This is a genomic window from Sinomonas gamaensis, from assembly GCF_005876955.1.
Classification (GTDB): domain Bacteria; phylum Actinomycetota; class Actinomycetes; order Actinomycetales; family Micrococcaceae; genus Sinomonas; species Sinomonas gamaensis.
This window is the reverse complement of the sequence record NZ_SSCL01000001.1, coordinates 291,395-316,945: the sequence shown is the minus strand read 5'-3', so window position 1 is coordinate 316,945 and position 25,551 is coordinate 291,395. Positions and strand designations below refer to the sequence as shown.

General features: G+C 61.6%; 17 protein-coding genes and 1 pseudogene. 5 read left to right on the top strand and 13 right to left on the bottom strand.

From position 1 onward, the window contains the following. Positions 1-261: 261 nt before the first annotated feature. Complete coding sequence (locus tag E5679_RS01455) at positions 262-2,739, bottom strand: hypothetical protein (RefSeq protein WP_138413312.1); 2,478 nt, start codon at positions 2,737-2,739, stop codon at positions 262-264. Positions 2,740-3,162: 423 nt separating this feature from the next. On the opposite strand from E5679_RS01455, the gene E5679_RS01450 reads away from it, so the two are divergent. The 4 genes from E5679_RS01450 to E5679_RS01435 all read left to right on the top strand — a co-directional run bounded on the left by E5679_RS01450 (position 3,163) and on the right by E5679_RS01435 (position 11,309). Next, the gene (locus E5679_RS01450; protein WP_138413311.1) at positions 3,163-5,133 is read left to right on the top strand and encodes a hypothetical protein; all 1,971 of its coding nucleotides are present in this window, start codon (positions 3,163-3,165) and stop codon (positions 5,131-5,133) included. Positions 5,134-5,506: 373 nt separating this feature from the next. Next, positions 5,507-7,093, top strand: coding sequence for a class I SAM-dependent DNA methyltransferase (locus E5679_RS01445; RefSeq protein WP_138413505.1), 1,587 nt, complete (start codon positions 5,507-5,509; stop codon positions 7,091-7,093). Continuing rightward, positions 7,090-8,196: a restriction endonuclease subunit S gene (locus E5679_RS01440; protein ID WP_138413310.1), complete on the top strand. Its 1,107-nt coding sequence runs from the start codon at positions 7,090-7,092 to the stop codon at positions 8,194-8,196. The genes E5679_RS01445 and E5679_RS01440 overlap by 4 nt, the downstream gene beginning before the upstream one ends. Then, on the top strand, positions 8,193-11,309 hold the full coding sequence (locus E5679_RS01435; protein ID WP_138413309.1) for a type I restriction endonuclease subunit R: 3,117 nt from the start codon (positions 8,193-8,195) through the stop codon (positions 11,307-11,309). Before E5679_RS01440 ends, E5679_RS01435 begins: the two co-directional genes overlap by 4 nt. 79 nt (positions 11,310-11,388) lie before the next feature. Here the strand turns inward: E5679_RS01435 and E5679_RS01430 are convergent, their stop codons facing one another. Together E5679_RS01430 and E5679_RS21535 are read right to left on the bottom strand one after the other, a co-directional pair. Further along, the gene (locus E5679_RS01430; RefSeq protein WP_138413308.1) at positions 11,389-12,102 is read right to left on the bottom strand and encodes a DUF6994 family protein; all 714 of its coding nucleotides are present in this window, start codon (positions 12,100-12,102) and stop codon (positions 11,389-11,391) included. Between the two features lie 1,617 nt (positions 12,103-13,719). After that, the gene (locus E5679_RS21535) at positions 13,720-14,280 is read right to left on the bottom strand and encodes an RNA polymerase sigma factor (RefSeq protein WP_212746891.1); all 561 of its coding nucleotides are present in this window, start codon (positions 14,278-14,280) and stop codon (positions 13,720-13,722) included. A 580-nt stretch (positions 14,281-14,860) separates the two neighbouring features. Between E5679_RS21535 and E5679_RS01420 the strand changes: the two genes are divergently transcribed. After that, entirely contained in the window at positions 14,861-15,811 is a 951-nt protein-coding gene (locus E5679_RS01420; RefSeq protein WP_171042199.1) for a DUF4268 domain-containing protein, read from the top strand. A 1,484-nt stretch (positions 15,812-17,295) separates the two neighbouring features. Here the strand turns inward: E5679_RS01420 and E5679_RS01415 are convergent. The 10 genes and pseudogenes from E5679_RS01415 to E5679_RS01375 form a co-directional block, all read right to left on the bottom strand. Beyond that, positions 17,296-17,721, bottom strand: coding sequence for a hypothetical protein (locus tag E5679_RS01415; RefSeq protein ID WP_138413306.1), 426 nt, complete (start codon positions 17,719-17,721; stop codon positions 17,296-17,298). Between the two features lie 548 nt (positions 17,722-18,269). Then, the gene (locus tag E5679_RS01410; protein WP_138413305.1) at positions 18,270-18,623 is read right to left on the bottom strand and encodes a hypothetical protein; all 354 of its coding nucleotides are present in this window, start codon (positions 18,621-18,623) and stop codon (positions 18,270-18,272) included. Between the two features lie 201 nt (positions 18,624-18,824). Then, entirely contained in the window at positions 18,825-19,004 is a 180-nt protein-coding gene (locus E5679_RS01405; protein WP_138413304.1) for a DNA ligase-like domain-containing protein, read from the bottom strand. Continuing rightward, entirely contained in the window at positions 18,980-19,261 is a 282-nt protein-coding gene (locus E5679_RS01400) for an ATP-dependent DNA ligase (protein WP_138413303.1), read from the bottom strand. Before E5679_RS01400 ends, E5679_RS01405 begins: the two co-directional genes overlap by 25 nt. A 59-nt stretch (positions 19,262-19,320) precedes the next feature. After that, the gene (locus tag E5679_RS01395; protein WP_138413302.1) at positions 19,321-19,572 is read right to left on the bottom strand and encodes a hypothetical protein; all 252 of its coding nucleotides are present in this window, start codon (positions 19,570-19,572) and stop codon (positions 19,321-19,323) included. Between the two features lie 64 nt (positions 19,573-19,636). Further along, complete coding sequence (locus tag E5679_RS01390) at positions 19,637-20,008, bottom strand: hypothetical protein (RefSeq protein ID WP_138413301.1); 372 nt, start codon at positions 20,006-20,008, stop codon at positions 19,637-19,639. A gap of 111 nt (positions 20,009-20,119) precedes the next feature. After that, positions 20,120-21,397, bottom strand: coding sequence for a Y-family DNA polymerase (locus tag E5679_RS01385; RefSeq protein WP_171042219.1), 1,278 nt, complete (start codon positions 21,395-21,397; stop codon positions 20,120-20,122). Positions 21,398-21,454: 57 nt separating this feature from the next. Then, positions 21,455-21,865: pseudogene (locus tag E5679_RS20705) on the bottom strand (LexA family protein); the annotation flags it as partial. Positions 21,866-22,284: 419 nt separating this feature from the next. Continuing rightward, on the bottom strand, positions 22,285-22,770 hold the full coding sequence (locus tag E5679_RS01380) for a hypothetical protein (protein ID WP_138413299.1): 486 nt from the start codon (positions 22,768-22,770) through the stop codon (positions 22,285-22,287). A 1,118-nt stretch (positions 22,771-23,888) separates the two neighbouring features. Beyond that, a complete protein-coding gene (locus E5679_RS01375; protein ID WP_138413298.1) occupies positions 23,889-25,292 on the bottom strand; it encodes a hypothetical protein in 1,404 nt (467 codons plus the stop codon). Positions 25,293-25,551 lie beyond the last annotated feature (259 nt).

Sequence of the window (25,551 nt, the reverse complement as noted above, 5' to 3'; positions counted from 1 at the left end):
TTCTCTCAAATAATCCGCGAGACCTAAACCTGCGGCGCCACGCCCCTCTGCTCGCCGCCTCGGCACTCGTCGCGGCGCTGATCGACTCGTTCGCGATCAACTACTTTCAGATCGCGGCGAACTGACAATAGTGATGCCTGCGGGCACACCGGCGACATGGGTCTGCGCGGATCAGCGTGGGCCCATCACGATCCCCCCGCGAGCCGTCCGATTGCTAGATCGGACGCTCCTGGTCGTTTGTCATTGCTGGCCCGTCGACCCCTAGTCCTTGCGCAGGATTCCGGTGAGTCCGGCCAACATGAGCACGGTGAGGAGCCAGGCGAAGCCTTTAATAGCGGCGAACGCCGCCAGCAGGAGTGCGTTTCCGGTGACCCGCCAGGCGTTGCTCTGGCCTGTTGCAGCGGCGGGTATGGCTGTGTCCACAGCGAACAGGCCGGGACTGAACTGCGGGTAATCGGGCGGAGCTGCCGTGGCTCCCGTGACGTGGATCTCGTCGGTGCGATTGTTCTCAGTGACTGCGACCGTGCTCGCTCTAGCATCCGCAGGGGTAAACGCGGGGGCATTGGCGGAGGCCAGCAGGAAGACGGTGACCCAGAGCGCGGCCAGCAAGTAGGCCGCCCGACGCGGATAGTAACCATATCCGACCAAGACACCATAGGCCCATCGGATTAGCCTCGAAATCGGCGGCGCGGCGCGTGTTGTTCGCTTAGCTGCGCAGTGCCTCAGCCATCGGGCGTCTGCGGGCTGTCCGACCTGGTCGTAGACCTTCGCCAATTCCTTCCATGGTTGGGGGGGAAATTCCCTCTTGTTGCCATTGGCGGGTCGAGTGTCGACGGTGTCCAGCCACGCTCGGGCGCTCTTCCTGTCCGTACGGAGAAACCCATGGACGGTCCCCAAAGTCCAGCCGTGGGCGGCAGAGAGGCGGGGCAAGCCTTCGTCAGGTGGGCGGGCTCCTACGGCTAGGATGCGGGCCGTGACGAACGAAAGGTCTATTGTGCTCCCGGTGGCCGTGGCCCCATCGAGCAGAAGCTCGTCAAGGGTCGCAGCCGTAAGTTTGAGGGCGTCCCCACTGGTGTTGCTGAATTTCGCCTTAAAGAGGTTGAGGCGACCGTGGATTCGGCTGCCGGCGAACCTGACTTCGCCGGTAGCCTCGATATCGTCTAGGAACACGGCACCGGTAACTTCGACACGATCGAGGTTCAGCGCGCATTTATCCCCGTTGCTAAGTGTTGCGTGAGTCAGGCTGAGCTCGTCGCTTATGTGTGCGTCGAGAGCTCTGACTTCCCCTTCTGTCACAAGTTCTTGCATGAACGCGCCCCCGGATATTTCAGCTCCGTCAAGATTGAGGGCATGTCCGCCCGGGTTCTTGAGTTTCGCCCTATCCGTCAGCGAGAGCTGGCCGCCGATCCGCACGTTGATCGCCCCGACTTCACCCCTGACTCTAATCCGGTCCATCAGAAGACTATCGGCGATCTGGGCCCCGTTGAGGTCGAGCGCGTGCCCATTCCCGGAAGCGTGAAGGCTGGCCCGGGTTAGCCTGAACTCGCCGTCGATGTGAGTGCCGATGCAGCGGACCTTTCCCTGGGTCCGTAGCCTGTGCATGACCGCGCCCGTGATACGAGCCCCGTCAAGACTGAGAGCGTCTCCCCCCTTGTTGTGGAGTTGTGCCCTTGTCAGGTTAATCTGCGAACCGATACTCGCCCCGAGCGCCCGGACTTCCCCTGTCACCCGGACCCCGCGCATGTTCACGCCGCCGGCGATGTCAGCTCTGTCGAGATTAAGTGCGAATGCTTCTGCACTGTGCGTCGTCAAACTAGCGGTGAGCACAGCGTGGTGCATGTTGAGAGGCGCACCTATGCGCGCCCCGATCGCCCGGACTTCCCCTGTGGCGTTGACGTCGCTCATGAACACCCCACCAACAATGTCGGCTCCGTCGAGATTTAGCGCGTATCCCTTCTGATTGCAGAGGTGTGCCCCGGTAAGGATGAGCTGGCCGCCAACCTTCGCACCTGGAGCCCGCACCTCTCCGGCTGCCACAAGCCCATCCATGAAGAGACCACTGGCAATCTCGGCCCAGTCGAGCCCGAGGGCCCATCCGCCCTTGTGATCGAGGCTGCCGTTGGTCAGGACGAGCTGCCCGCCTATCCGTGCTCCCAGGCCCCGGACTTCCCCCCAGGCCTTGAGACCCTCCAAGGCCGTGTCCCCTCCAATATGAGCGCCATCGAGATTGAGAGCAGTTCCCCCCGGGCTGCAGAGTCTCGCCCCCGACATGTCGAGCCCGCTTCCGATTTGCGAGTTTTCTGCCACCACGGGTCCTGTCGAATGGAGCTCGGTCAGCTTGCAGTATCCCGTCAGCCGCGCCGAGCGGAGCGACAAGCCAGGCAGAAAAACGCCCTCAAGAACTAGCTCAGGCACGACTGCCTGCTCGAAGGAGGGCGCCTCCTCGAAGCGGCAGAAGGAAAAAACGATCCGGCCGGTGGGCTTCGCGTGGTCGAGGTCGAGACACCCCGTCACGATCGCTCCGCGGATCCTCAGCCCTCGAGGATCTGGCACGAAATCGCGTTCCAATAGAAGAGCCCGGATGTCCTCAGCCGACAATTCGCCCAGCAACCCGGCCTCCTCAGCGCGGGGCAAGTCAAAGTCGTCCTCGTCCACTTCTGGCGCCAAGTCAAACACCGTTCCCGATACCGCGGCATGGCGCAACCGTTCCCTCATCTCACCGCCATCGTCAACGCTCATGAAGTCCAGTCATATCACCGCGCTGGACGCTGCCGGCGGGGGCGTACCGACAGGAGAAGCACGTCCCTTTCTCGTTACCGCCCCTTTCTTCTATAAGCAGGCATGCTTCGCGGCCCCAGACGACCGTCTAGAGGCCAAGCGGAGTCTGTCCATGGCCCGGATCGGGCTGAATTCACGAAGCCTTCATACGTTTCGCCACTCAATTCGAGTACATCCAAGTGTGGCTAGCGACTTTGAGGGTTTGGGAGAGTGCAGGTAGATGATCAAGGGTGCAAGCGGCAAGCCATCCGTGTAGGTCGTGGCCATTTGGAGAGAGGACGCGAAGCTCGCAGGGTGGTACGCCGCGGGCCGACCAGGCAAGCAGGAGCAGGAGGTCAATCAGCAGTGGCGTCCTACAGAATTCAATCCGCTTCGGGAACAGTTGTGCTGCCTCCCGGAGGCGAGCGCTGGCGGTTTTCAAGCTGGGGCGGTGACGACGAGACGAATACTCCGCAGTACATTGCACTGCTTGCGTTCCTAGAGGAACACCAGCTCGAACATGTTCCGATCGAGCTTGCACTGGTTCACCGGGCAGACAACGATTACAACCCCAACGCGATAGCCGTCGTGACACCGGCAGGCTCTGGCGGAGACGTCGACAGCCGGCATTTGGGATATCTCCCCGATTCCGACCTATGGAAAGTGGGGATGGGGCTCATCCCCGATCTTGCCGACTTTGCTGGAGGAGAAATCGCCTGCACCGGGCTGGTGGTCGAAGGCTACGAAAGCAAAGCCATCGCACTCTCCTTGCCCGGTCACGCCGAGTTGGCTAAGGCTATCGACGATTTTCTTGGTCCAGATCGGGTCCGGTGGCGGCACTCGCAACCAACGCAGAAGACAGAAGTAGCGAACGCGGACCTCCGCGCATTTGACGAGAACCACGAACCCGTAAGCAACATCACCATATCCACGGAGCTCAGCTTCAGAGGACCATTCCGCTACCTCAGAGTAACCGACGCCGCGTCGAAGCGCTTCTTGGGCGACGTCGACCGGGGCCATCTGTTCCTAAAGGACGAGCGCGAGCGGCCAAACGTTTCCGCCTTGCTTGCTGCCGCGGGCGTCCCCGTAGCCGAGGTGATCCAGCAACCGGTCATCCCCTTAACCGAAGAATGGCCGATCACGACCGCTCCCAACATCCACACGCACCGGAAGGTTGACTTTCTGAGCTTCCACCTGCGCGGTGTCCTGATCGCACAACTCAACCTGTCCACCCGGAAGCTTTGGGTGGAAGATAACAATCTTCTCGGAGCGACGCTCTGCTATGCAGCCCGAGCCGGTATCGAAGTCCGGGAAATAGGTTTGCCCAGAGCGCCTTGGGGGCTTGTTAATGAGGTCCACCCACGCGACATGAGAGATCAGGACTTTCGAGATTCCCTGGTAGAGAAGCAGGAGGCTTCGGTCGAGCGCATGCTATGTAGGCTCGTCGCATCTGTGCAGGCTGCCGGGCTTGACGACGTTCTTTCAGAAGGCGCAATCATGGCTGAGCGATGGCGAGCCGACGACATAAACTCTGAGCCATTGTCGCTATTCCGCGTACACGAGGTCTTCGTGGCCCCGCGGCAGCAATTGTTCGGTGCACATACCCTAACGGCTAGATCGAAACGGTGCCGGTTGTGTGGCCAGCGCGGCTTCACGTTCAAGTCGGCCCTCTGCGTCGAGCCCCTCACGTATTGCCATCAGTGCCTCGAACGCGCGTGCCGGGGAATGATCGAGGATCGTCCGATCGCGGCCAGAGCTCTGGGAATGCTGGGTCAACTCGAGTTTGACGGGGTGCCCATGCTGGAGGCTCAGCTAGACGCTCTGCACATCAACACAGCCTCTCCCCTCCATGCGCCGGTCATCGATAAGCTCCTCATGCTCAGGTTCGTGATAAGGCGCCGAAAATTCCCTTGGACGTACCTCCTTGAAGAAGCCGGATTCTTCCCTGGCGGGCTCCGCCTAGGCTGGGGAACGCTCATCCGGGCCAGAGACGGGCACCTATGTTTCTCACTCGGCGAGAAGACGGTGTGCGATTTTTTGCACCAGCACGGGATCAAGCATGACCGAGAGCCTTTCTATCCGATAGATCCCGATTTCAATCCCCACGGGCTCCGACGTGCGGACTGGAAATTGGACGACCTGACATTCGTGGAGTTCTGGGGAATGCCTAATGACCCCAAATATGCGGCGAAGATGCGCCAGAAGAGGCAACTTGCCCAACGTAGGGGTCTAACACTCATCGAGCTCACCGAGCGGGAGCTACCAACGCTTCCGACCGTGTTCTCGGAATGGCTACCGACTACGGTGACGGGAACCTCCTGGGTGTGGTCTCGGGCTGTAACGGACTTAAACGATGAATCTGGAGTGAACGGGTGACCCAGTCGATGTGGTGTTCAAAGCGGGCTGGACCGGCGTCGCCGGGTTCCGGACCAGCTACCTAGCGGCTCGGTAGAAACGTCGACGCTGCCTCTAGCCCATCCTGCCCCTGACGATGTGGTCCCTACAGGCTCCGAGAGGCCAGCCCCAGGCGCTGGGGCACGGCACCAGACATCTGACACGACATGTCCAAACGTCTACCGATGGATCAGCGAGGCCGTGCGCTCATGACATCCTGAAGATCGTGAAGCACCTGACCGGGCTGCTCCCGAGTTCAGCGGGTGCTGGGATTTGCATTATTGGTGGAGGGGAAGATGGGAAGCAGACGTCAGCGATCTGGGGCTTGCCCCAGGGACCGAGGATTGGGACTCTGATGGCTCGACTCGCGAGAAAGGTTCCAGTCAAGGCCAAGTCGCTCGAACAGCGCCTCTGGGACGCCGCCGATGCTCTCCGGGGGAACCAGGAGCCCTCCGAGTACAAGCATGTCGTCCTCGGCCTAGTCTTCCTGAAATACATCTCTGACCGCTTCGAGGAACGCCGCCGAACAATCGAAGCGTCCCTGAGCGATCCGGACTCGGACGACTACATCCCAAACGAGACTCGCCGCGCAGTATTCCTCGAGGATCGCGACGAGTACGCCAGCCACAACGTCTTCTGGGTGCCCGAGCTGGCACGGTGGGGATACCTGCAGGGCATCGCCAAGCTGCCCGACATTGGGCAGCAGATCGACCAGGCGATGGACCTGATCGAGAAAGAGAACCCCACCATCCGGGGTGTGCTCCCGCGTAACTATGGGCGCGAGGGCCTGGATAAGGGGCGCCTCGGCCAACTCGTTGACCTGATCGGGTCGATTGGGTTCACCGAGAGCGACGACCACGGCTCCGACGATGTCTTGGGCCGCGTCTACGAATACTTCCTCGGCCAGTTCGCCGGCAAGGAGTCCGGAAAGGATGCTGGAGCGTTCTACACGCCCCGCAGCGTGGTCAAGACCCTCGTAGAGATGCTCGAACCGTTCCACGGTCGTGTCTACGACCCGGCCTGTGGATCGGGCGGTATGTTCGTCCAGTCGGCGGAGTTCGTGAAGGCCCACGGCGGCGAACGAACAGACATTTCGGTCTATGGGCAGGAGTACACCGACACTACCTGGAAGCTCGCCAAGATGAACCTCGCGCTCCGAGGCATCGAGGCAGACCTCGGCGACCGCTCAGCCGACTCCTTCACACAGGACCTCCACCCCGACCTGCGGGCGGACTTCATCCTCGCCAACCCACCGTTCAACGTCTCGAACTGGTGGAACGGCAAGCTCGCTGACGACCCCCGCTGGAAATACGGCACCCCTCCCGAGGGCAATGCCAACTTCGCCTGGGTACAGCACTTCATCCACCACCTCAGCCCGAAGGGAACAGCCGGGTTTGTTCTCGCGAACGGATCCTTGTCCTCAAAGACCGGAGGCGAGGGCGAGATCCGCCGGAAGCTGGTCGAGGCCAAGCTTGTGGATTGCGTCGTCGCCATGCCGGACAAGCTCTTCTTCAACACCGGGATCCCAGTTAGCTTATGGATTGTCTCTAAGGAGCGACACGGCAACGGGCACCGTGAGCGTCAGGACGAAGTTCTCTTCATTGACGCCCGCAAGCTCGGTGTTATGGAAACCCGTCGCTTGCGGGTCCTTGACGACGATCGGGACATCGCGAAAATCGCCGCTGCATACCACGCGTGGCGCAACCACGACGGCGGCTACCAGGACGTGCCCGGCTTCGTGAAAGCGGCGAGCATGGACGAGATCAAGCAGCACGACTTCGTGCTCACGCCCGGCCGCTACGTCGGGACTCAGGAAGCCAAGGCCGACTCGGAACCAATCCGCGACAAGATTGAACGGCTCACAAGTGAGTTGTATGCCGAGTTCGACCGCGGCCGAGAGCTCGAGGACGAGGTGCGAGAGCGGCTTGGAGGTCTCAGATGACGAGTCTTCCCCGCGCTTGGCGTCGGCGATCGCTTTCGGACTTCATCCTCCTTCAACGTGGGTTTGACCTTCCGAAAACCAAGCGGCGTCCTGGCCCGTTCAGGGTGTTGTCGTCAGGTGAATCCTCGGGCTGGCATGACGAAGCGCCTGTGAAGGGGCCAGGCTTCGTAGTCGGTCGAGCGACAAATATCGGGCGGCCCACCTGGTCGGATGAGGACTACTGGCCTTTGAATACTGTCCTCTACGCGAAGAATCTCTTTGGCAACGACATGAGATTCGCTTACTACTGGTTCCTCGCGACCGACCTAAGTGCCTACAACTCCGGCAGCGTCCAGCCTATGCTCAACCGGAACTACATTGCTCACGTTGCGATCGATGTACCGCCATTGAGCGAGCAGCAAGGGATTGCCGCGACACTCGCCGCGCTTGACGACAAGATCAAGTCGAACCAACGTCTGATCGGTCTCATTCCAGAGCTGATCCGCGCGAGGGTCAATGCCTCGCTTGAGTTAAGGAAAGAGTCTGTCCCTGCCTCTAGCATGGCGAGGTTCGTCAATGGCGGTGCTTACACCAAGGATGCAACCGGTACTGGTCGCATGGTCATTCGGATCGCTGACCTCAATTCCGGCCCGGGGCCATCGACGGTTTACAACGACCTTGATGTCCCCGAAGAAAAGACAGCTCGTCCTGGCGACATCTTAATGTCGTGGTCAGGCTCGCTCGGAGTTTACCGATGGGCTCGCGACGAGGCGATTGTCAACCAGCACATTTTCAGAGTGATCCCGAGCGGCTACCCGGCATGGCTAGTCTTTGATCGAGTGGAGGCGGTGATCGAGATCTTCCAAGCGATCGCGAAGGACAAGGCGACGACCATGGGGCATATCCAGCGTGGCCATCTGGACTCGACCTTTGTTGATCTACCTACCAGCGACGCGATCAGACAACTCGATGCGGATCTCGGACCGCTTTGGCAGCGCCTCTTGCTCTCAGAGCAGGAAGTGTTGAAGCTTGTCTCTCTTCGTGACGTCCTCCTTCCTGAGTTGCTTTCCGGGCGTCTCCGCGTGCCAGAAGCTGAGCGGGCAGTAGAGGAGGCCTTCGCGTGACTGTCCTGAACGAATCGACTGTCGAGCTCGCGGTTCTTCAATACCTGCGCGAGGTCGGCTACACGATAGCCTTCGGTCCGGACATCGCGCCAGAAGCACCTGCGCCTGAGCGTTCGTCGTACGAGCAGGTGTACCTGTTCGATCGACTGCACGCTGCAGCCATTCGGCTCAACCGTGGCCTCGACACGACCGTTGTTGAGGAAGCGATCAAGCGCCTCGGCCGAGCGGAGTCGCAGAACGCAATCGCGGAAAACCTCCGGCTACACAAGCTACTGACCGAGGGCGTCCCAGTGGAGCATCGAGGCTCTGATGGTGCCGTCCGTACAACTCGTGTCCGCCTCATCGACTTCGAGAACGCTGCAAGCAACGACTGGCTCGCCGTGAACCAATTCACGGTGATCGAGAACGGCAAGAACCGGCGACCGGATGTCGTGATCTTCCTCAACGGCATCCCGCTCGGCCTGTTGGAGCTGAAGAACCTCGCCGACGAGCACGCAACACTCAAGGGCGCCTGGAACCAGATTCAGACCTACCGCCACGACATCCCGTCCCTACTAACGCCGAACGCCGTGACAGTGATCAGTGACGGGCTCAGCGCGGCGATGTCGTCCTTTACGGGCGGCTTCGAACACTATGCGCCATGGAAGACGATCGATGGCCGCGAGGTGGTAACGAACCTGCCCGCGATCGAGGTGCTGGTCAAGGGCGTCTTCGACCAGGAGCGGTTCCTCGATATCCTTCAGAACTTCATTGTCTTCAGCGACGAGTCCAAGGGGCTCGTGAAGCGCGTCGCAAAGTACCACCAGTACTGGGCCGTCAATTCCGCTGTCGAATCGACTGTGGAAGCAGCTGGGCCTGACGGCGACCGACGAGGCGGTGTCGTGTGGCACACCCAAGGCAGCGGCAAGTCAATCGAGATGCTGCTCTATGCAGCAAAGATCATACGCGATGCCCGAATGGGCAACCCGACCCTCGTGTTCATCACCGATCGCAACGATCTAGACGATCAGCTCTTCGGCGAGGTGTTCGCACCGGCCGAGATTCTGCCGGAGAAGCCCATCCAGGCCGACTCCCGAACAGATCTCCGCGGTCTGCTTAGACGTGCCTCGGGCGGAATCGTCTTCACGACATTACAGAAGTTTGCCCCGGAGCCCGGCGGGGACACAAACCCCGTGCTGACTGATCGGCGGAACATCGTGGTGGTGGCCGACGAGGCGCACCGCTCGCAGTACGGATTCAGAGAGTCGCTCGACGCGCGCACCGGACAGTTGAAGTCTGGACTCGCCAAATACATGCGCGACGCCATTCCCAACGCCACCTACCTCGGATTCACGGGCACTCCGATCGAGTCGAACGACAAGTCGACGCGCGCAGTGTTCGGGGACTATATCGACGTCTACGACCTCACTCGTGCTGTCACGGATGGTGCGACTGTCCGGATTTTCTACGAGTCCCGGCTCGCGAAGGTGTCGCTGGATCCTGATGTGCATGCGGCGATCGACGGACTAGCTGACGAAATCACCGAGACCGCTGAGGAAGACGAGGCCACGCGCGCCAAGTCCAAATGGGCGCGCGTGGAGGCGGTCGTAGGCGCGAACGACCGTCTTGATTTGATCGCGGGTGACATTGTCGACCACTGGGAGAAGCGCCGGGCCGAGATGCTCGGGAAGGCCATGATCGTCGCGATGTCGCGCCGTATCGCCGTCGACCTCTACAGCAAAATCGTCAAGCTCAAACCCGAGTGGCACAGCGACGATCCGATGACGGGGACGATCAAGGTCATCATGACCGGCTCCGCCGCCGACCCGCAGGCATTCCAGCCCCATATCTACGATAAGAAAACCCGCAAAGACCTGAAGCTAAGGGCCAAGGACCCCAACGATCCGCTCGAGATCGTCATCGTCCGCGACATGTGGCTCACCGGCTTCGACGCGCCTGCGATGCACACCATGTACGTCGACAAGCCTATGCAGGGGGCCGGCCTCATGCAGGCCATCGCCCGGGTCAACCGCACCTTCCGGGACAAGCCAGGCGGCCTGATCGTCGATTACATCGGTGTCGCAACCAACCTTCGCAAGGCCCTCGCCGAATACTCCCCGAGCGACCGAGACCAGACCGGCGTGCCGATCGAAGAGATCGTCTCGCAGATGCTGGAGAAGCACGACATCGTGCGCGGACTCCTCCACGACTGCACCTACGACGCCTCGCCCAATCTGACTCCCGCGGCACGTCTCGCCCAGCACGCGCTGGTCCTCGACTTCGTCATGGGCGACCCGGACCGCACCGCCCGATACCTCGACCAGGTGCTCGCCCTGGCCAAGGCCTTCGCGCTCTGCGGCGCCCGGGACGAGGCAGCGGGGATCCGCAACGATGTGCGCATGTTCACGGACGTCCGCGCGGCGATCCTGAAGATCCAGAACCCGGACTCCGGGCATGGCGGCAGCGGCGCCGTCGAGATGGACACCGCGATCGGACAGCTCGTCAACGAAGCCGTGACCGCCGACGAGGTGGTAGACATCTACAAGCTCGCCGGGATCGAGACGCCGGAACTGTCGATCCTGTCCGACGAGTTCCTCGACAGCCTAGCCGGCAAGGAGAAGCCCAACCTCCAGATGGGACTCCTCCGCAGACTCATCAACGACCAGATCCGGACAGTCCAGCGCACTAACATCGTCCAAGCACGGAAGTTCTCCGAGCAACTGGATGAGGCAATCAACCGCTACACCAACCGAGCATTGACGACGGCCGAAATCGTCGCAGAGCTCGTAAAGCTCGCCAAGGAGATGCGGGACCAGAACGACCGGCACAACAAGCTCGGCCTCTCCGTAGCCGAGGCAGCCTTCTACGACGCCATCGTTCAGAACGACCTCGCCGTCCTTCAAATGGGCGACGACACGCTCAAGAAGATTGCGGTTAATCTCGTGCACGCCGTGCAGAAGAGTGCCACGATCGACTGGTCTCTCAAGCATTCGGTCCGGGCCGCAATGCGCTCCAAAGTCCGTCGTCTACTTGCGAAGTTCGACTACCCACCCGACCACGAGGAAAAGGCGATCGAGCTGGTTCTCCGACAAGCTGAGCTGATCGCCGTGAACGGAGCCTTGGAAGGTCAATGAGGTAGGGGTCGAACTCCTCCTTTTATCACTCTCATCCTCTCTAACTCTGTGAATTGCCAAGCAACTTGGTCCACGATGGTCAGTCGAGCACGCAGCGGCGCTTGATCTCGTCGAGGATGCTGCGGCGGCGTGCCTTAAAGAGTTTCAGACTGTCCCGGCGGTAACGCTTATAGGTTGGCAGGTCGGAGGGCAGCACCGGTGGTTCGAAGTCGTTGAAGGGGAGCAAGAAGCGCACGGCACCGTGCTCGTCCACGAAGTCACGGAGAATGAAATGATCGATATATCCGTCGAAGGAGCCGAAGAGCTCGAAGAAGTTGGCATAACGATCCATCGTGGTGCTCAAGGGACTTGTGCCACCCTCGTAAAAGCGCCGGATCACTTCGAGGGTCAAGTCCCATCGGTCTAGGATCCGCCGATGCTTTCCCCGATTCTGGTTGAGACTGCCCTGCGAGACTGGGAAGATCATGAAACCGCAGATCGTATATGAGCGTCGCAGGAACGCATCATTGACCTCGTCTGAGAGCTGCGTGAACAGGTGATGCAGCTTTCTCCGATGCCGCGTCGCAATTGTGTCGCTTCCGAGAACAATTCTGGTGTCGCCCGATTTATACACAAGATACGGCGCGAGAGAGAGCCCTGAGTGAAGCTCGAACGGCCGCCCGTCAGGGAGGGGCTTGCTCCATAGGAGTTTGTGGTATCGCCGGAGTGTGGGGCTGTGACTGTCGGGGTCCTTACCCGCCGGGGTGTCATCGAAGAAGTTGTAGTCGACGTCAATCTCACAAATATCGTCCATGAACTGAATCTAGCCGCGACCAAAGTCTGTTAGCTGCCTTGAACACGCTTACGCGCCTTCGCCTTGCCGTCACCCTCCGCCGCCTCATAGGAAACGTAATGCGACCTGTGGTCACCAAACCGAGCAAAGTACATTCGGTAGGCCATACGGAACCGAGTGGTGCACAACGTGAACAACAGGCGTGTCGGATCCACCGCGATCCGGAACAAGTGGGCCTATAGGCGGGGGCTCTCGTGAGCCAGCACCACCTCCCCCACGTGGTCGAGTCTCGGCGCGCATCCCGCTACAAGGGACTGTGGGGGCGCTGAACAAATGGGTAGATGAGATTCTTCGTCGGGCCGGCGAGAGTGTGGCGCATTTTCGACCCTCGTGCCCTACAGCCGGTGCCGACTCCTTGGTACTGCTCCAGAACCCCTCGGAGGAAGCGCAGACAGGGGCCGGCTTCATCAGCCGAGACAGCAACGACTTCACGGCCAACCACAGCTCCCTCGCCGCCGAGGAGGCCCAACTTCACTTCACGTGGTCCCTTCGTTGGAACGTTGTGCCCTGGCTGGATCGAGAACCCGGCCTTTGGCCAGCGATCTCTGGCCAGCGAGGCACGGAGGGCCGCACCCTACCTTGCGGAGATGCTCAATATGCGCCCCTCTCGCCACCCAAGGTCATACTGCTACTCGGGCAGCAGGCCCAAGATTGTTTGGGCCTCCCTGCTCCTGAAGGCAACACCCCAGATCCGCTCCTTGGAGGTCGTGGCTCTCCCCGAAGTCTCCAAGGTACATCCGGCCAGAGACGAGCTTGCCAGGCCCGACGACTTCGACGTCACCTACGAAGGATTCGACGGTAGGAGGTTCTCGGGCACTTGCCCGAACAAGGACGTGCCCGCGTCACCTGCAGCCGACATGAGGACACACGGATTCACCAACAACTTTCCGATTGCTCGCGCAGCGGGACCTGCCGGGCTACCATGGACCGCAGCATCCCACCAGTCGAAGGCTTCATCGCATCAGACGAGGGCTACACGATCCTCGATTAGCCTGGGAGAGGGAACCGGTCCGACAGTCTATTGCCCGAAAGAGCATCCCTTACCACTCGCACGCTGTGGCTACTGGCCGATTGCTTCTTTGACGAGGAAGACTTGGCTACTGTGGGGCATGATCAGCCAGGCCTCTTGTCCGGTACCGGGATCCCGGGTCCGCAGCCCGAAGGCCTCGAACCCCTTGACCCGCGCGCAACCCATGGACCCTTCCGATGTGTCATCTGGGCCGGCAGGGATCAAACAGATCCGATCGCTTCCCTTGGAAGCGGCGTGGTAGCGCAGGGTGGTTCCCTCGCCGAGATAACGGGAACTCCCAAGGTGGTCTATCCCCGTCTTTCCAAACGTTGACCGTCTATCTGACGGCTGCTGAGGGCCAGCCATGGCCGGGACAATGTCCGAAGCCTTGGAGACCCTTCTGTGTTGCGAGGCCGCGATCCCGGCAATGGTCGCGCCGCCGGCGAGCCCTGCCCCAGGGGCCAGAGCCCCGCCGCAGATCCACAGGCCTCGTGCTCCACGATGACGCTTGGTGCTGGGCGCGGGCGACGAGCTCCTCGCGCTGCGCGGCACTGAACCGGTCGACGACCTCAGCCTTGCTCATAGTCCTCCTCCTTCCAAGACCGCGGCGACGACGACAGGGACCCCGTGTGGGCGGGCGTCGGGAGGGAGGCCCCCGGCTCTTGGCCGCCGCCGGGCTGATCTTCAGGGCCGAGGCCGCGGCGGAGAGCGTGTGCTCCTCGAAGACGACCAGGCTCACTAGGTGCATGTCGGGGGCTTTCAGTGCCCCCCAGAGCCGGGGCCAGCTCATGATCGAGCTGCCGCCTGCAACCCGAGGGGGCATCCTCCGCCACGCTTTCCGAGAGGTCCTCGGAGCCGGGGTAGGGAGGCGAGCAGCTTCCGGTACCGCCGGAGCGCCCGGCTGTGGCAGCCACGGCAGGACAGGCCCCCTCCACCACCCGGACGTCCTTCCGGCGCCGCCACCGCTCCAGAAACGCCGAGGCCATCATGTCCTCGGCGTTGTGGTGGTTCCCGCAGAGCCGATACGCGTGATTGAACACCAGATCCCTGTGCGTGTCATACAGCGCACCGAATGATGCGCCCTTACCCCGGAGGCTGCGGGACCAAAGGTCCTCCAATTCGCGTGCCACAGACGAAGGCCGAGATCCTTCGTTGGAACGACGACTATCGAACAGCCGTTTCGATGGACTTAGCCGAACGGAAAGCGACAGCGGAGCTCATGGACGCCCTCGACGATCGGAGGTTGCACCTGGCGAGTCGAATTGCCGACGAGCTGGGTCAGGCAAAGGTGCGGTACTACAGTGAGGGGCTTCTGGCGTATCGCTCCTGAGAGCCGCGAGTGATCGCCCACCACGACGACCATGGGCCAGGCCCGCACCGACCGTTAGCCGAGCCGCCCATCAAGATGCACGATGAGGGGATGACGGAACAACCATGAAGGCACGTGGTCGGCGGTGAGTTTGTAGTTCTCTTGCCTTGAAATTCGTGGTGCTGCAGCCGGGTGGCGGCCTCCACTGAGTAGCTAAGGGGCACGCCGGTCCGGCCTTGCGCTCCTCAACATCAACAACGGCCCCGTACGCATGACTTCGAACACCGGACCTTGGTGCTGGCGGCGCCGTAGTGCCACCGCCTATACAACGAGTGACGGCGCGTGCTTATTGTGATCCATCGGCAAGTCGGCAGCGGGAGGGGTCTGAGACGGTGCAACCCTTGGGACAACTAGAGAAACTCGATCCGCGCACCGTGTGGCCGCGCGAAGCCTCCGACTTCACGCCGTGGCTGCTCAGTGACGCCGAGACGCTCGCGGAGGTCCTTGGGATCGATCTCGAGTTAACGGAAGCCGAGCACCCGGTGGGAGGCTTTGCTCTCGACCTTATCGGCCGAGACCTCACAAACAACTGCGTACTCATCGTGGAGAACCAGTTGACCGGTACGGATCACGGTCACCTCGGGCAGTTGGTAACTTACGCCGCGGGAACCGAGGCACAGACCATAGTCTGGCTTGCCACGAACTTCAGGGACGAACATCGGCAGGCACTGGACTTCCTCAACGACTTGGCTGCCGGTGATGTCAGGTTTTTCGGCGTCCAGGTTGGCGCGGTGCGCATTGCCGACTCGCCTCCGGCCCCGCTGTTCGAGCTTCGCGCACAGCCAAACGATTGGCATGCCACAGTCTCAAAGGACGCGAAGACATCGTCTGCGCAGGCGGGGAGGTTGCCGCTCTACGTGGCCTTCTGGACAAGGTTCCTCGAGCGTTTGAGTGTTGAGCGACCGGGATGGTCGAAAGCTCGAAAGCCCCAGGCAGCGAACTGGTTCTCAATGCCCTGCCCGTTCAAGGGGCTCTCCTACTACTCGGCCTCGTTCGCCCAAGGAGGAAAGCTCCGCTCCGAGCTCTATCTCGACTCCGTAGACGCTGAACAGGTCCAGAAACTCTTTGAATGCCTCGCTGCCAACAAGGGCCTGATCGAAGAAGTGTACGGTGCGCCGCTGACTTGGGAAGACCTGCCTAACCGCAGGGCCTGTCGCATCGCAGACTACAGCGTCGGAGAAGTGACCAACGGGGACGCGTTTGACGACTACATCGACTGGTTCTTCGATACAGGTGCACGGTTGCGAGCAGCAGTCGACGCGGCTCTTGCCACCGGAGCCATCGATGCGTGAGCTGGGGCAGGACCGACATGTGTGCTCGTCGCGAATGCTGCGGTCGTAATCTGCGAGCGGCATGCCCGAGGGTCCGATCTGGGGTTGGAACCGAAAACGCCTGAAGAGGGCGGCTGCCCCCAGCCCGGCATGAGCCCCTGTCCATGGGTGTGGTCGCCAGTCCCTGTCCACGGAATGGCCCCGTCTCTGTGAACCGGCGGCTGAGCGCTGCGGCCCCGGTCTACGAAAGGTTCCTTTGACGGGACGCCCGCCCCCTCCACCAGCCCGCCGGCGGCTCTGTCGAGAATTGTGGATGTGCGCGCTATGCGGGGGCGATCGTCAGCGGTAGGTGGCCGCATCTGCCTCCACCTGGAGGATCCTCACGGGGCAGACACCTGGTTCCTAGGTTTGGCACCGTTCGCGGGAGACTAGGCGATCTCCGCAGGGCATCTTCGCCAAGTCCGGCCGCCCCCGGCCGTATATCCGGGTGATAGCATCGCGGCATGCTTAGGGGGGTCAGTCAAAACGTATCCTTCTGCATGTCGCGCTCACGCTGTTTTGTTTGGCTCTTTTGCTGTCAGCCTGCGTCCCCGAACCGAAGCTCTCGCTTTCAGAGTCGTGTCGCCAGGTCATCGCCGCGGAAACCCCGATACCGCGGCCCGAGCCCACTCGAGTTCCATGAAGTCCAACCTGCGGAGTCAGAGCAAGACACTTGCGGCGCTCAAAGATAGGGTTGCCGAGCCGTTAAGGGAACACGTCAACGCGCTGGCTGAGTTTAATGCCGCACTCGCCGACTCCAATGGCGGTCTACCACAAAGTCAGGTGGATCGTGCGTCGACTGCCCACCGACAAATATCTGTCTTGTGGGGCGGGTAACTCTACCGCGACAAACAGGGGAACCTGCAGGAGTTCGTTCTGCAGTAGGCCATACCCGACGCGCAGATGCACTCGGCGACAGCCGCTCCTCCTGCGCAACCCATTAGGCTGTAGCGCAGTAGAGATGGACCACACGGCTGCCCCCTCCCAGGGCCGAAAAAGCGGACAGCGCGCCCCATACTCGGATACTCGTCAGATCGGCTGAATCCGTCATTGTTGAGATTGAGGCTGAGCCACAGCAACCGTCTGTGGACCGTGGAGTCCAGCTTGCTCACATACTCTGGGGCCAACATCTTGATCGTTGTGGGGCAGATGGCTACGACTCGCTGATTGACCCACTCGACGCGCTCCGGGCCATGGCGTGCGGTCAGGCGCGCCTCGTCGAGGATGATCCGTGCTTCATTGAGCAAGCTTAGGTAAGCCTCCCGCTTCTGGTTCCGGAGCCACTGCTGATGCTCTGTCGCCTTGCCGAGGCGGGTCCCAAAGCAATCCGCCGAGCGCGAAGATGCCAGTCACGACGGGGACCAGGAGAGTGAGGCAATCAGCCTTGCAACATAAGGCCACTGTATAGACAGACCCCCCTCCTCGCGGAGGCGGGGTCTACTTGGAGCCCAGGAGTCTCGCCCGGTTCAGCTGCCGAGTTGAAGGCTCACGCCACTCTTTAGCTCGTCTTCCTTGTAGTCGATGCTGCCACGGTGAGTCACCGTCACGCTGTAGAACTTGTTCCCGCTGGGAACGTCGCGGACCTCGAAGCCGAATTTGCACGAGTAGCCACCATCGGACGATGTGCCCGATTTCAGGCTCCCTATGCCTACCGTCTTCCCGTCGACGGCGACCTTGACTTGAGCTCCCTCCTGCATATCGTCGTAGCCCCTATAGCCGTGGCACTTGATGTTGTCCCCGGTGACACCACTGCCCACTACTGTGACCGTGCCTTTGGCGACGAAGGTCGACGGGCCGCTCTGTGTCTTCTCTTCGCTGGCGCTGCTGCTGCCGCCGCACGCGGCGAGGCTGAGGCACGCAGCCACGGCAGCGACGGACATGGTTCTCTTCAAGACTTCCCCCTACGAGTTGAGCGGATACCCGGATACTAATGGACATGTACGACGCCGTGCTACAAGACGTGACCCCCAAGGTCCTTCCCGAACCTGCGTCTGTCTAGCCTTCGAAGATCTGGGTCACCTTGAAGCGTCCGGTCACGTTGGCGGTCACGTCGACCGTGCAACCGAAGGTGATCGTGTGCAGCTCCGCGGTTTCGCGGCGAAGAACGAGCTGGGGCGGGCCAGGTCTACCGCGTTACTTGTTCGCACTTTCTGCGCAGCGGGCTTCGACAAGCTCGCTCCTTACCGCTGTCCGGTGATGGCTCCTTGAGCGGAAGGCCGGCGTGACCATCTGCCACGCGCTCTGGCAGAGCGATGGCCTGGCCGAGGCCGGACCGATCGGTGATTTCTCGGAGCACCACTAGCACCTGAGCCTGAGGAGGGGATCGTAATCTGGCGCGCCGGTCTCTAAGGCCGGGGACTCCCCAGAGCGGCCCGAGATCGGGTCATGGATTCGATCTTCGTGAATGGCACAGTCGAAGGGCTGGGCCTGCGCCGAGGCGCTAGCGGGGCACGGATGTGATGGAGCGCGGGTCGAGGTCGGGCCGGAAGCGCTGCAGACGCGTTGAGTGCCTGAACGCTCTCCCGGTGCGTGCGGCGTCTGCGGAGACCTCCACCGCGACGGGCTCGACGAGCGTCAGCCGCACCGGCCCGCGGTCCCGGGCGAACCGGTCCAACGCGGTCGTCGGGACTTCCTCGGGCCAGGGGTGCTCCCCCACCGGTGCGTGGAGGAACGGGGCCGCTCTCGCAGCCTGTGCCGGCGTGAGGGGCGCGGTTCGGCCGGCGAAGCGCAGCTCGCCGGCGGCGTCGTAGAGTCCCAGTACCAGCTGGTCGGGTCTGGTGCGGCTTCCGACCACGGCGCCGCAGACGGCGTCCGCCTCCGACCTGCGCTTGGACTTGAACCAGATCCGGCCCGCCTTGTACGGCGCGTCGGGCTTGGCGAAAAGCCCTTCGAACCCGCGCTGGTCGGGGTCGTCCCACCACTGTCGTGCGGCGGCAGGGTCGAAGGTGGACGGGCACAGTTCCAGTGGAGCCTCGAACCCTGCCGCGAGCTCCTCTCAGAGTGCCCGACGCTCTGACAGGGGCCGGGGCCGCACGTCGCGGCCGAGGACCGCGAGGATGTCGAAGGCGATGAAGCTGGCCGGCTGCTCGGCGGCCAGCCGCCGCGCCAGCGCGGGCCCGGCGCCCACCCGGCGCTGGAGGGCATAGAAGTCTATCCGCTCCTGCGACGAGGACACGATCTCGCCGTCGACCACACACAGCCCTCCGGGATGAGCAGCCCCGCGCCCCGTTCGAGCTCCGGGAATCGGGGCGTGAGGTCGGTGCCGTTGCGGCTCCAGACGCGCACGCCTCCGTCCTCTACGACGATCGCCGCCCGGAAACCGTCGAGCTTGGGCTCGAGGCCGAGCCCGGGCTGGTTGGGGATCGCGGGCACGGCCTTGGCAAGGGCCAGATCGAAGGACCCGCCCAGGGAGTGCGCTCTCCCGGCTGTCATGCCTTCACGGTAGACCCGCACCGGCAAGCGCGAGTAGGAGCTTCCCTCGCGCTCGATCCTCAGTCCGCTTTCCGGTACCCCAGTGCGTGGAGGGTTTCGATCATCTTCTCCGCCATCGTCACCTCGTCACCCGCCAGATGGCGTTTGGCGCGGGTCAGGGCAAGTCGATACCCTCCGGAGAGGACGGCTGTGATGACCCATTCGTCTCTGGTGAAGCGGAATGTTGTGAACACTCCTGTGGCATTGTGGATGAGCAGTTCCATGCGTTCGGCGAGTTCCATCCCCTGCCGGTGTATTGCTATCCGTGCCATGGAGTGGCTCCCCTAGCGACTGCAGCCAAGGGTCGGGGCAGATGCAAGGACGGCAGCGACATCGTCACTGGCCTCCGTGGTTAACACTGCTCCCCACAGCGCCGAGGACGATGATGATGAGGTAGATCGTCGTCCAGGCGATCGCCGCCACGATGGAGACCCAGCCGAGGATTACTCCGGGGCGGCCGCTGACGTTGTAAACCTCGGCCTTCTTCCCCTGAAGGATGGCCGGGATGCCGCATCCGACGCCGACACCTACACCGAGCAGGCCGATGAAGGGGACCCAGCCGATCATCACGGCGAAGAAGGCGCCGACAATGCCAAGGATCAGGCCATTCTGGGCGTGCTTGCCGCCTTCCATCCTCCGCCGGTCCTGCTCGTAGAAGTGGGTTTCCTCATAGTGCTGGCCATACGGCGCAGGCGAGTGATAGGACATTTCGTTCCCCTCCGAACTGTTCTCTTTCCGTGTCCCTTCACTCTTCCAACCCGAACAGGCTCGTGGCGACACTTGCCTGTACTCGATTTCGGTCTTTACTCTCCCGGTGGTTCAGCTGGCTTTGACGATGGCGAGCTCGTCCCAGTGGGTGGTGGCCCTGGGTGAGAGCATTTCGCGTTTCATCCGCCACTGGGGGCCGGGGCGGAGCCCGGCGTGCCCCAGGCCCAGGTACTCCTTCCCGACCTTCTGGTGGACCTGGTCGAGGAGGGTGGCGATGCCCTGTTCCTCGTGCCGGTAGCGGAAGGGCTCCAGGGCCTGCTGCCCGGTGGCGGGTCGGAGGTCGGCGAGCAGGATCCCGGCCCTCGCGTACCCGGTGCCCTCCTCCAGCCGTGGGAGGAGCTTCTGGGCGGCCCTGGCGAGCACGACCGGGTCGGTGGTGGGCGCTGGCAGGGGCACGAGGACTGTCGGGAAGGAGTGGTCCTGGGCGTAGTGGCTGGTGTCGGCGAAGGCGGTCAGGAGCTTGGCGGCCTGGTGGTGGCGCTCGAGGCGGGCGGAGCTCTGCTGGGCGTAGACGGTCAGGACCTGGCGCATCTCTGCCCGGGTGGTGACGGGGGTGGAGAAGGAGCGGGAGACGATCAGCTGCTCCTTGCCCTGGCGGGCCTCCTCGAGGGGGATGCAGGGGATGCGGTTCAGCTCGAGGACGGTGCGCATGACGACGACGTTGAACCTGTCGCGGATCATCACGGGGTCGGCTGCTGCCAGGTCTGCGATCGAGGAGATCCCCAGGGCGGCGAGGCGCTTCTCTAGGCGGCCGGCGATGCCCCACACCTCCGAGACGGGCAGCTGGGACAGCAGCTTGGCCCGCCACTGCGGGTGGGTGGCCTCCCAGACGCAGACGCCGTCGAAGGCAGGGATCTTCTTCGCTGTCTTGTTCGCAAGCTTGGCCAGGGTCTTGGTGGGAGCGATGCCGACGCAGACCGGGACGCCCACGAGCCGGCGGAGCGTGCCGCGGATCTGCCTCCCGAGGGCGGCGAGGTCCCCGGCTGCGGCCCGGGGCCCCAGGCCCAGGAAGGCCTCGTCGATGGAGTAGACCTCAAGCCAGGGCCCGAACCGGGCGATGACCTCCATGGCCCTCCGGCTCAGGTCCCCGTACAGCTCGTAGTTCGACGACCGGGAGACCAGCCCCGTGGACGGTGCGAGCGGTGCCAGCTTGAACCACGGCTCTCCGACCTCGACCCCGAGGGCCTTGGCCTCCTTCGAGGCGGTGACGACGCAGCCGTCGTTGTTCGACAGCACCACCAGCGGCCTGTGCTCCAGGGAGGGGTCGAAGACCCGCTCGAAGGACGCGTACGCCGAGTTCACGTCCACGTGGGCGACGAGTTCGTGCATGGGTTCAGCCCGCACGGCGGCCGCCGTCCCGGAGGTGCCGTGTTCCGTAGGTTGCGACCCCCAGACCAGGAACTCGGTCAGTTCGGGGACGACGATGTCGGGGTACCTCGGGTTCTCTGCGTGCAGGACGACCCCGCGGGCAGTGAGCCAGAGCCGCTTGACGGTCAGCTCGCCGTCCAGCACGGCCACGACCACGTCCCCGTGCCGCGGCTCCAGGGACCGGTCGACGATGAGCTCATCGCCGTCGCAGACCCCGGCCCCCTCCATCGAGTCCGCCACGACCCGGACGATGAAGGTCGCCGCCCTGTCCTTGATCAGCTGCTCGGTCAGGTCGATCGGGCCGTCGTAGTAGTCCTGCGCCGGGGACGGGAACCCGGCCGGCACGGCCTGCGGCGCGAGCGGCAGGAGCAGGGGCCGGGCATCGATGCGCAGCGGGTTCAACCCAGAGGCCACACCCCGCACCTCCATCGAATCGAAAACCCGTATGAATGCGCCATTATGCATTCATACACTTGTTCCCATCATGATAAGTCCGACTCCGACAACAGACTCCTCCCGCGAACGTGGACTACTCGCGGCCCGCCAAACCCTCACCCAGCCTCAGCGCGATCCAGAATTTCAGGCCCTGCAGGACGGCGCCTCGGGATCCGGCTCCGGTGTCCTGACTCGTGACGGGCCGACCTGGCGGTGCCCCCGTTCAAGGTTGCGCCATCCCCGGAAGGTCAGAGCGAGAGGTTCTTCTCCGAGCAAGTGACCGGTGCCGACTAATCCTCAAAGGTGGGCTCGCACCGCGATGGCAAAGGGAGCCGACCCTCCAGCCTCGATCAAGTTGCGATCGAACTTCCTCAGCCCGTCCCGATCTATTGGTTGATCATGGCCTGCCGGCATTACTCCCCTTCTCCAAGCTGAACGAACGGTGGCCGGACGCGAGATACGGCAGAGAGCTTCTCATTCAGTCTCGAAATCGCGGAGTCGAACCACTTGTCATCGACCCAGAATCTCCGGCCGGTAGTCCGATTGTTCCGCGTCTCTGCCCGGTTGAGTCGCTGGCCTTCGTACGGGTGTGTAGCGGGGCGCGCGTGCAGTACATCGCTCCGGATCTCCGCAGCGACGTAGAGCGCCCTATACACCTCTGTCAGGTAGTCCCTGATCGGCCCCTCGCTGGCTGCCTTCGCAGCATCCTTGACTTCCCCCGCGATGCCCGAAGTCATCATTGGTTCCAGCTTGTCCAGCAAAAGGTCGTCTGGGAGTTGGGTCGCGAGACGATGCAGATCGCCGAGGATCAGCCATTCAATCGACGAAACCGTATACGCCACCTCACCGATCCTCGCGAGGTACTGCGATTCGGGAAGTGCGACAAGTGATCGTTCCATCAGTCACTCCTGGGCTCGTTGAGTGGGGGGAGTGGAGGGACGCGTGCCGTGGTCATCAGCTCCAGCTCTTCTCGTCAGCGTAACGGGCTGTTTTGGAGAGGCGCCGGTAGATGGTGGGTCGGATGACGTCGAATTCGGCTGCGATCTGATCCACGGTGTAGGCGCGCCTTCCGTCTGGACCCGTCTCCTTGGTACATCCGGCGTGCGAGGCCCACCTGCCTCCGACCAGCCCGGCCTGTCGCGAGAAATGGTGAGGTACGGTGAATCCTTGCCCTATCCAAGAGCGGCCTCTGTCGCGGAATCCCGCCGGAAGCGCCGAGCATCCCAATCGCGCAGACAATGGAGATGGCCGACTCCCCACCGCAAGGAGCAGGCCATCAGCGTCCGAGATGGCTAGGACTGGCGGGCGTATTGTGTTGCAACTATCACTTGAATTCGCCCATGCACCGGATATTGCGGAGGATCGCCCGCACATTCACCATTGCCTAGCTCGGGTCCGATTCGAACAATCTTCGTGGGTGGGTGCCAGAGTCGTCAGGATATGGAGCAATGGGTCGCTCGGATGGATCACGTCCATTGCGGATAGCTGCCGCAATCTCGTGGAAGTCCGATAGTTTCCGCGGCCCGGATACAACCGTGAAGTCCGGCAGCTGCGTCAGCCTACATGTGTGCATCTCCTCGCGGAGGCTAGCCCAGAAGGCCCGGAGCCGCCTGTACTTTTCGAGCTGCTTAGATGAATCGAGAAAAGTTACTGCACCCGTAAGGCACGAAGAGATGAGCGCTAGGACTCCTGCGACGGGTACGCCCGTGGTCGAGGCAAGTGCCGTCCCTCCCGCAACGGCAGCCAAGATCGAAGCTGGCAAACCGAGCAAGTAGTAGAGACTAGAAAAGAGGGCGACACGTCCTTCGCAAATCAAATATAGTCGCTCAGCCTCGGCTTCTAGTTCAACGTAATCGTGCACGAATGCTCCGCGATGGGGAAGGGACAACCGCTCATTTTCGGCCAGGAGCTCCTCCGCACGAATAGCTGTGTACTCGGGTTTGAGTGGACTCGGACGGCTCTTGTGTTCGATCATGGCAGCGGCATCCCTTCCCATGAGTGCCCGAAACAACAGAGACTACTGTGAAGTTGCATAAGCGGGATTCAACGTGATATCGATTTTGTCGCCTTGGTCCTCAACTTGGATGTAGGGATTTCGGGTTATGTTATCAGCGCTAAAGTCGACGTTGGTCCCATCCCAGAGCTTAGAATGCAGAATCCAGCCGCCATGGGTGACGGGAATGGTAATCGTGCTGCCCCAAGTCAAGTTTTCCTGGCTGCAATCCGACGTCGGCTTGCTCGGATTGGGCGTTGGGTCAATAACGGGTCCTCCAGTGTCGCCACCGTCGCCCTTCCGAGCTGCTGGAAGAGCCACATGATGAAGGAGATCGCAGTACTGGTTTTCAACGATTTGAACCCGCTTGCTTTGATGAACAGTCACATGGAAACTAAAGTCCCCCGAGTTAACACTCACCCCAAGGGGACAGTTGGCGTAGGACCACGCGTTAAAGGCGACTTCTTTTGGTTCTATGTATGAAACCTCCCACTTTGATCTCGCAGCGAAGCCATAGTGGTCTGGGACAATATCTGCGGCCGTTATAATCGCTTCCGGATCTTTAGGTGGGTGCTTGACAGGCTTGCCATCGGGCCGTAGTGACTGGTCCTTACATGTTGACCATGACTCAACGCGATAATCGAGGCCGGTACTGTCGTGACCGTCGGGCAGGTTGAAAGTCGATGATACGGGGCCGTCAATCTTTGATGTGTTCTTCAAAGTCAGTTCTAGAAGCGGAATATACGGAAGAACATGCATCTCAAGCCTGAAGTGACCCAGCTTTACAGTACCTAGTTTTTGATTTTGATCATATTGAACCTCCAAATCCATGTGTACTCTACTAATCCGATCGGGTTGCAGGTTGAGCTGATCAGGCGGCAGATCGAAGACAACTTCATTGGTTGACCAAGCGGCCTCGGGCCTTATCGTCTTGTTCCCAACCTTCAGAGTCGGGAGAGTGCCTGTGTCGAAGGCGTAGGGCCAATTGCCATGGACGTGAAACTCCACTGGTTTGTTATCCTCCAATTTTAGAGCCGTGGATTGGGGCCAGTACCTAGTTACCTGTGGATTTTTATTTGTCCAATTGAAGCTGTTGAGTAACTGCTGGAGGTTGTCTGTGGCCTGTTGATTGAGTTCCTTAGCATCCCTCGCAAAGTTCTTTTCCATCTGCTCGATTCTGACGAGTGCGCCGCGCACGGTTTGATCGACGTTATTTATCGTCTTCTCTAAATCAGCGGCGAACTGTGATTCAAAATCCTTCGCGTACAGAAATGCTTGGCCCGCGGCTGTGCTGAGAACGTCGTCTGCGTCCGCTGTCGCGGTGTCTAGGATTTTCGTGACCGTTGACTCAAAGTCTGAGAGAATCTGGCCAACAATCTCTTGTTGGCAAGCGGTCAGGCTCAGGCATGCCAATGCCGAGACAAGCAAGACGCACAATGTTCTTATCATACTCTTTGGCATTTCGTCAAACAATCGCAATCTACTTGGTTGTCTCGCACTTTCCGGATTCGTCAATGGTGACAATATTTTCACCTCCGTGAAGGGAAACTGTGCAGGTGCCAACCTCGGCCTCTGAGATTTCCCATGCACCTTGCTTCAAATGGTCAACGGAATCGCTAAAGCGGCATTTCGACGATTGGGCTGGAGCTTCGGCTCGGACGGCATGGACAATGCTGTCTCGGGGACT

Coding starts and splice junctions, on each gene's coding strand:
- E5679_RS01455 (WP_138413312.1), bottom strand. CDS start 2,739: ATGAGCGTTGACGATGGCGGTGAGATGAGGGAACGGTTGCGCCATGCC.
- E5679_RS01445 (WP_138413505.1), top strand. CDS start 5,507: ATGGCTCGACTCGCGAGAAAGGTTCCAGTCAAGGCCAAGTCGCTCGAA.
- E5679_RS01440 (WP_138413310.1), top strand. CDS start 7,090: ATGACGAGTCTTCCCCGCGCTTGGCGTCGGCGATCGCTTTCGGACTTC.
- E5679_RS01430 (WP_138413308.1), bottom strand. CDS start 12,102: ATGGACGATATTTGTGAGATTGACGTCGACTACAACTTCTTCGATGAC.
- E5679_RS01400 (WP_138413303.1), bottom strand. CDS start 19,261: ATGACAGCCGGGAGAGCGCACTCCCTGGGCGGGTCCTTCGATCTGGCC.
- E5679_RS01395 (WP_138413302.1), bottom strand. CDS start 19,572: ATGGCACGGATAGCAATACACCGGCAGGGGATGGAACTCGCCGAACGC.
- E5679_RS01390 (WP_138413301.1), bottom strand. CDS start 20,008: ATGTCCTATCACTCGCCTGCGCCGTATGGCCAGCACTATGAGGAAACC.
- E5679_RS01385 (WP_171042219.1), bottom strand. CDS start 21,397: ATGCACGAACTCGTCGCCCACGTGGACGTGAACTCGGCGTACGCGTCC.
- E5679_RS01380 (WP_138413299.1), bottom strand. CDS start 22,770: ATGGAACGATCACTTGTCGCACTTCCCGAATCGCAGTACCTCGCGAGG.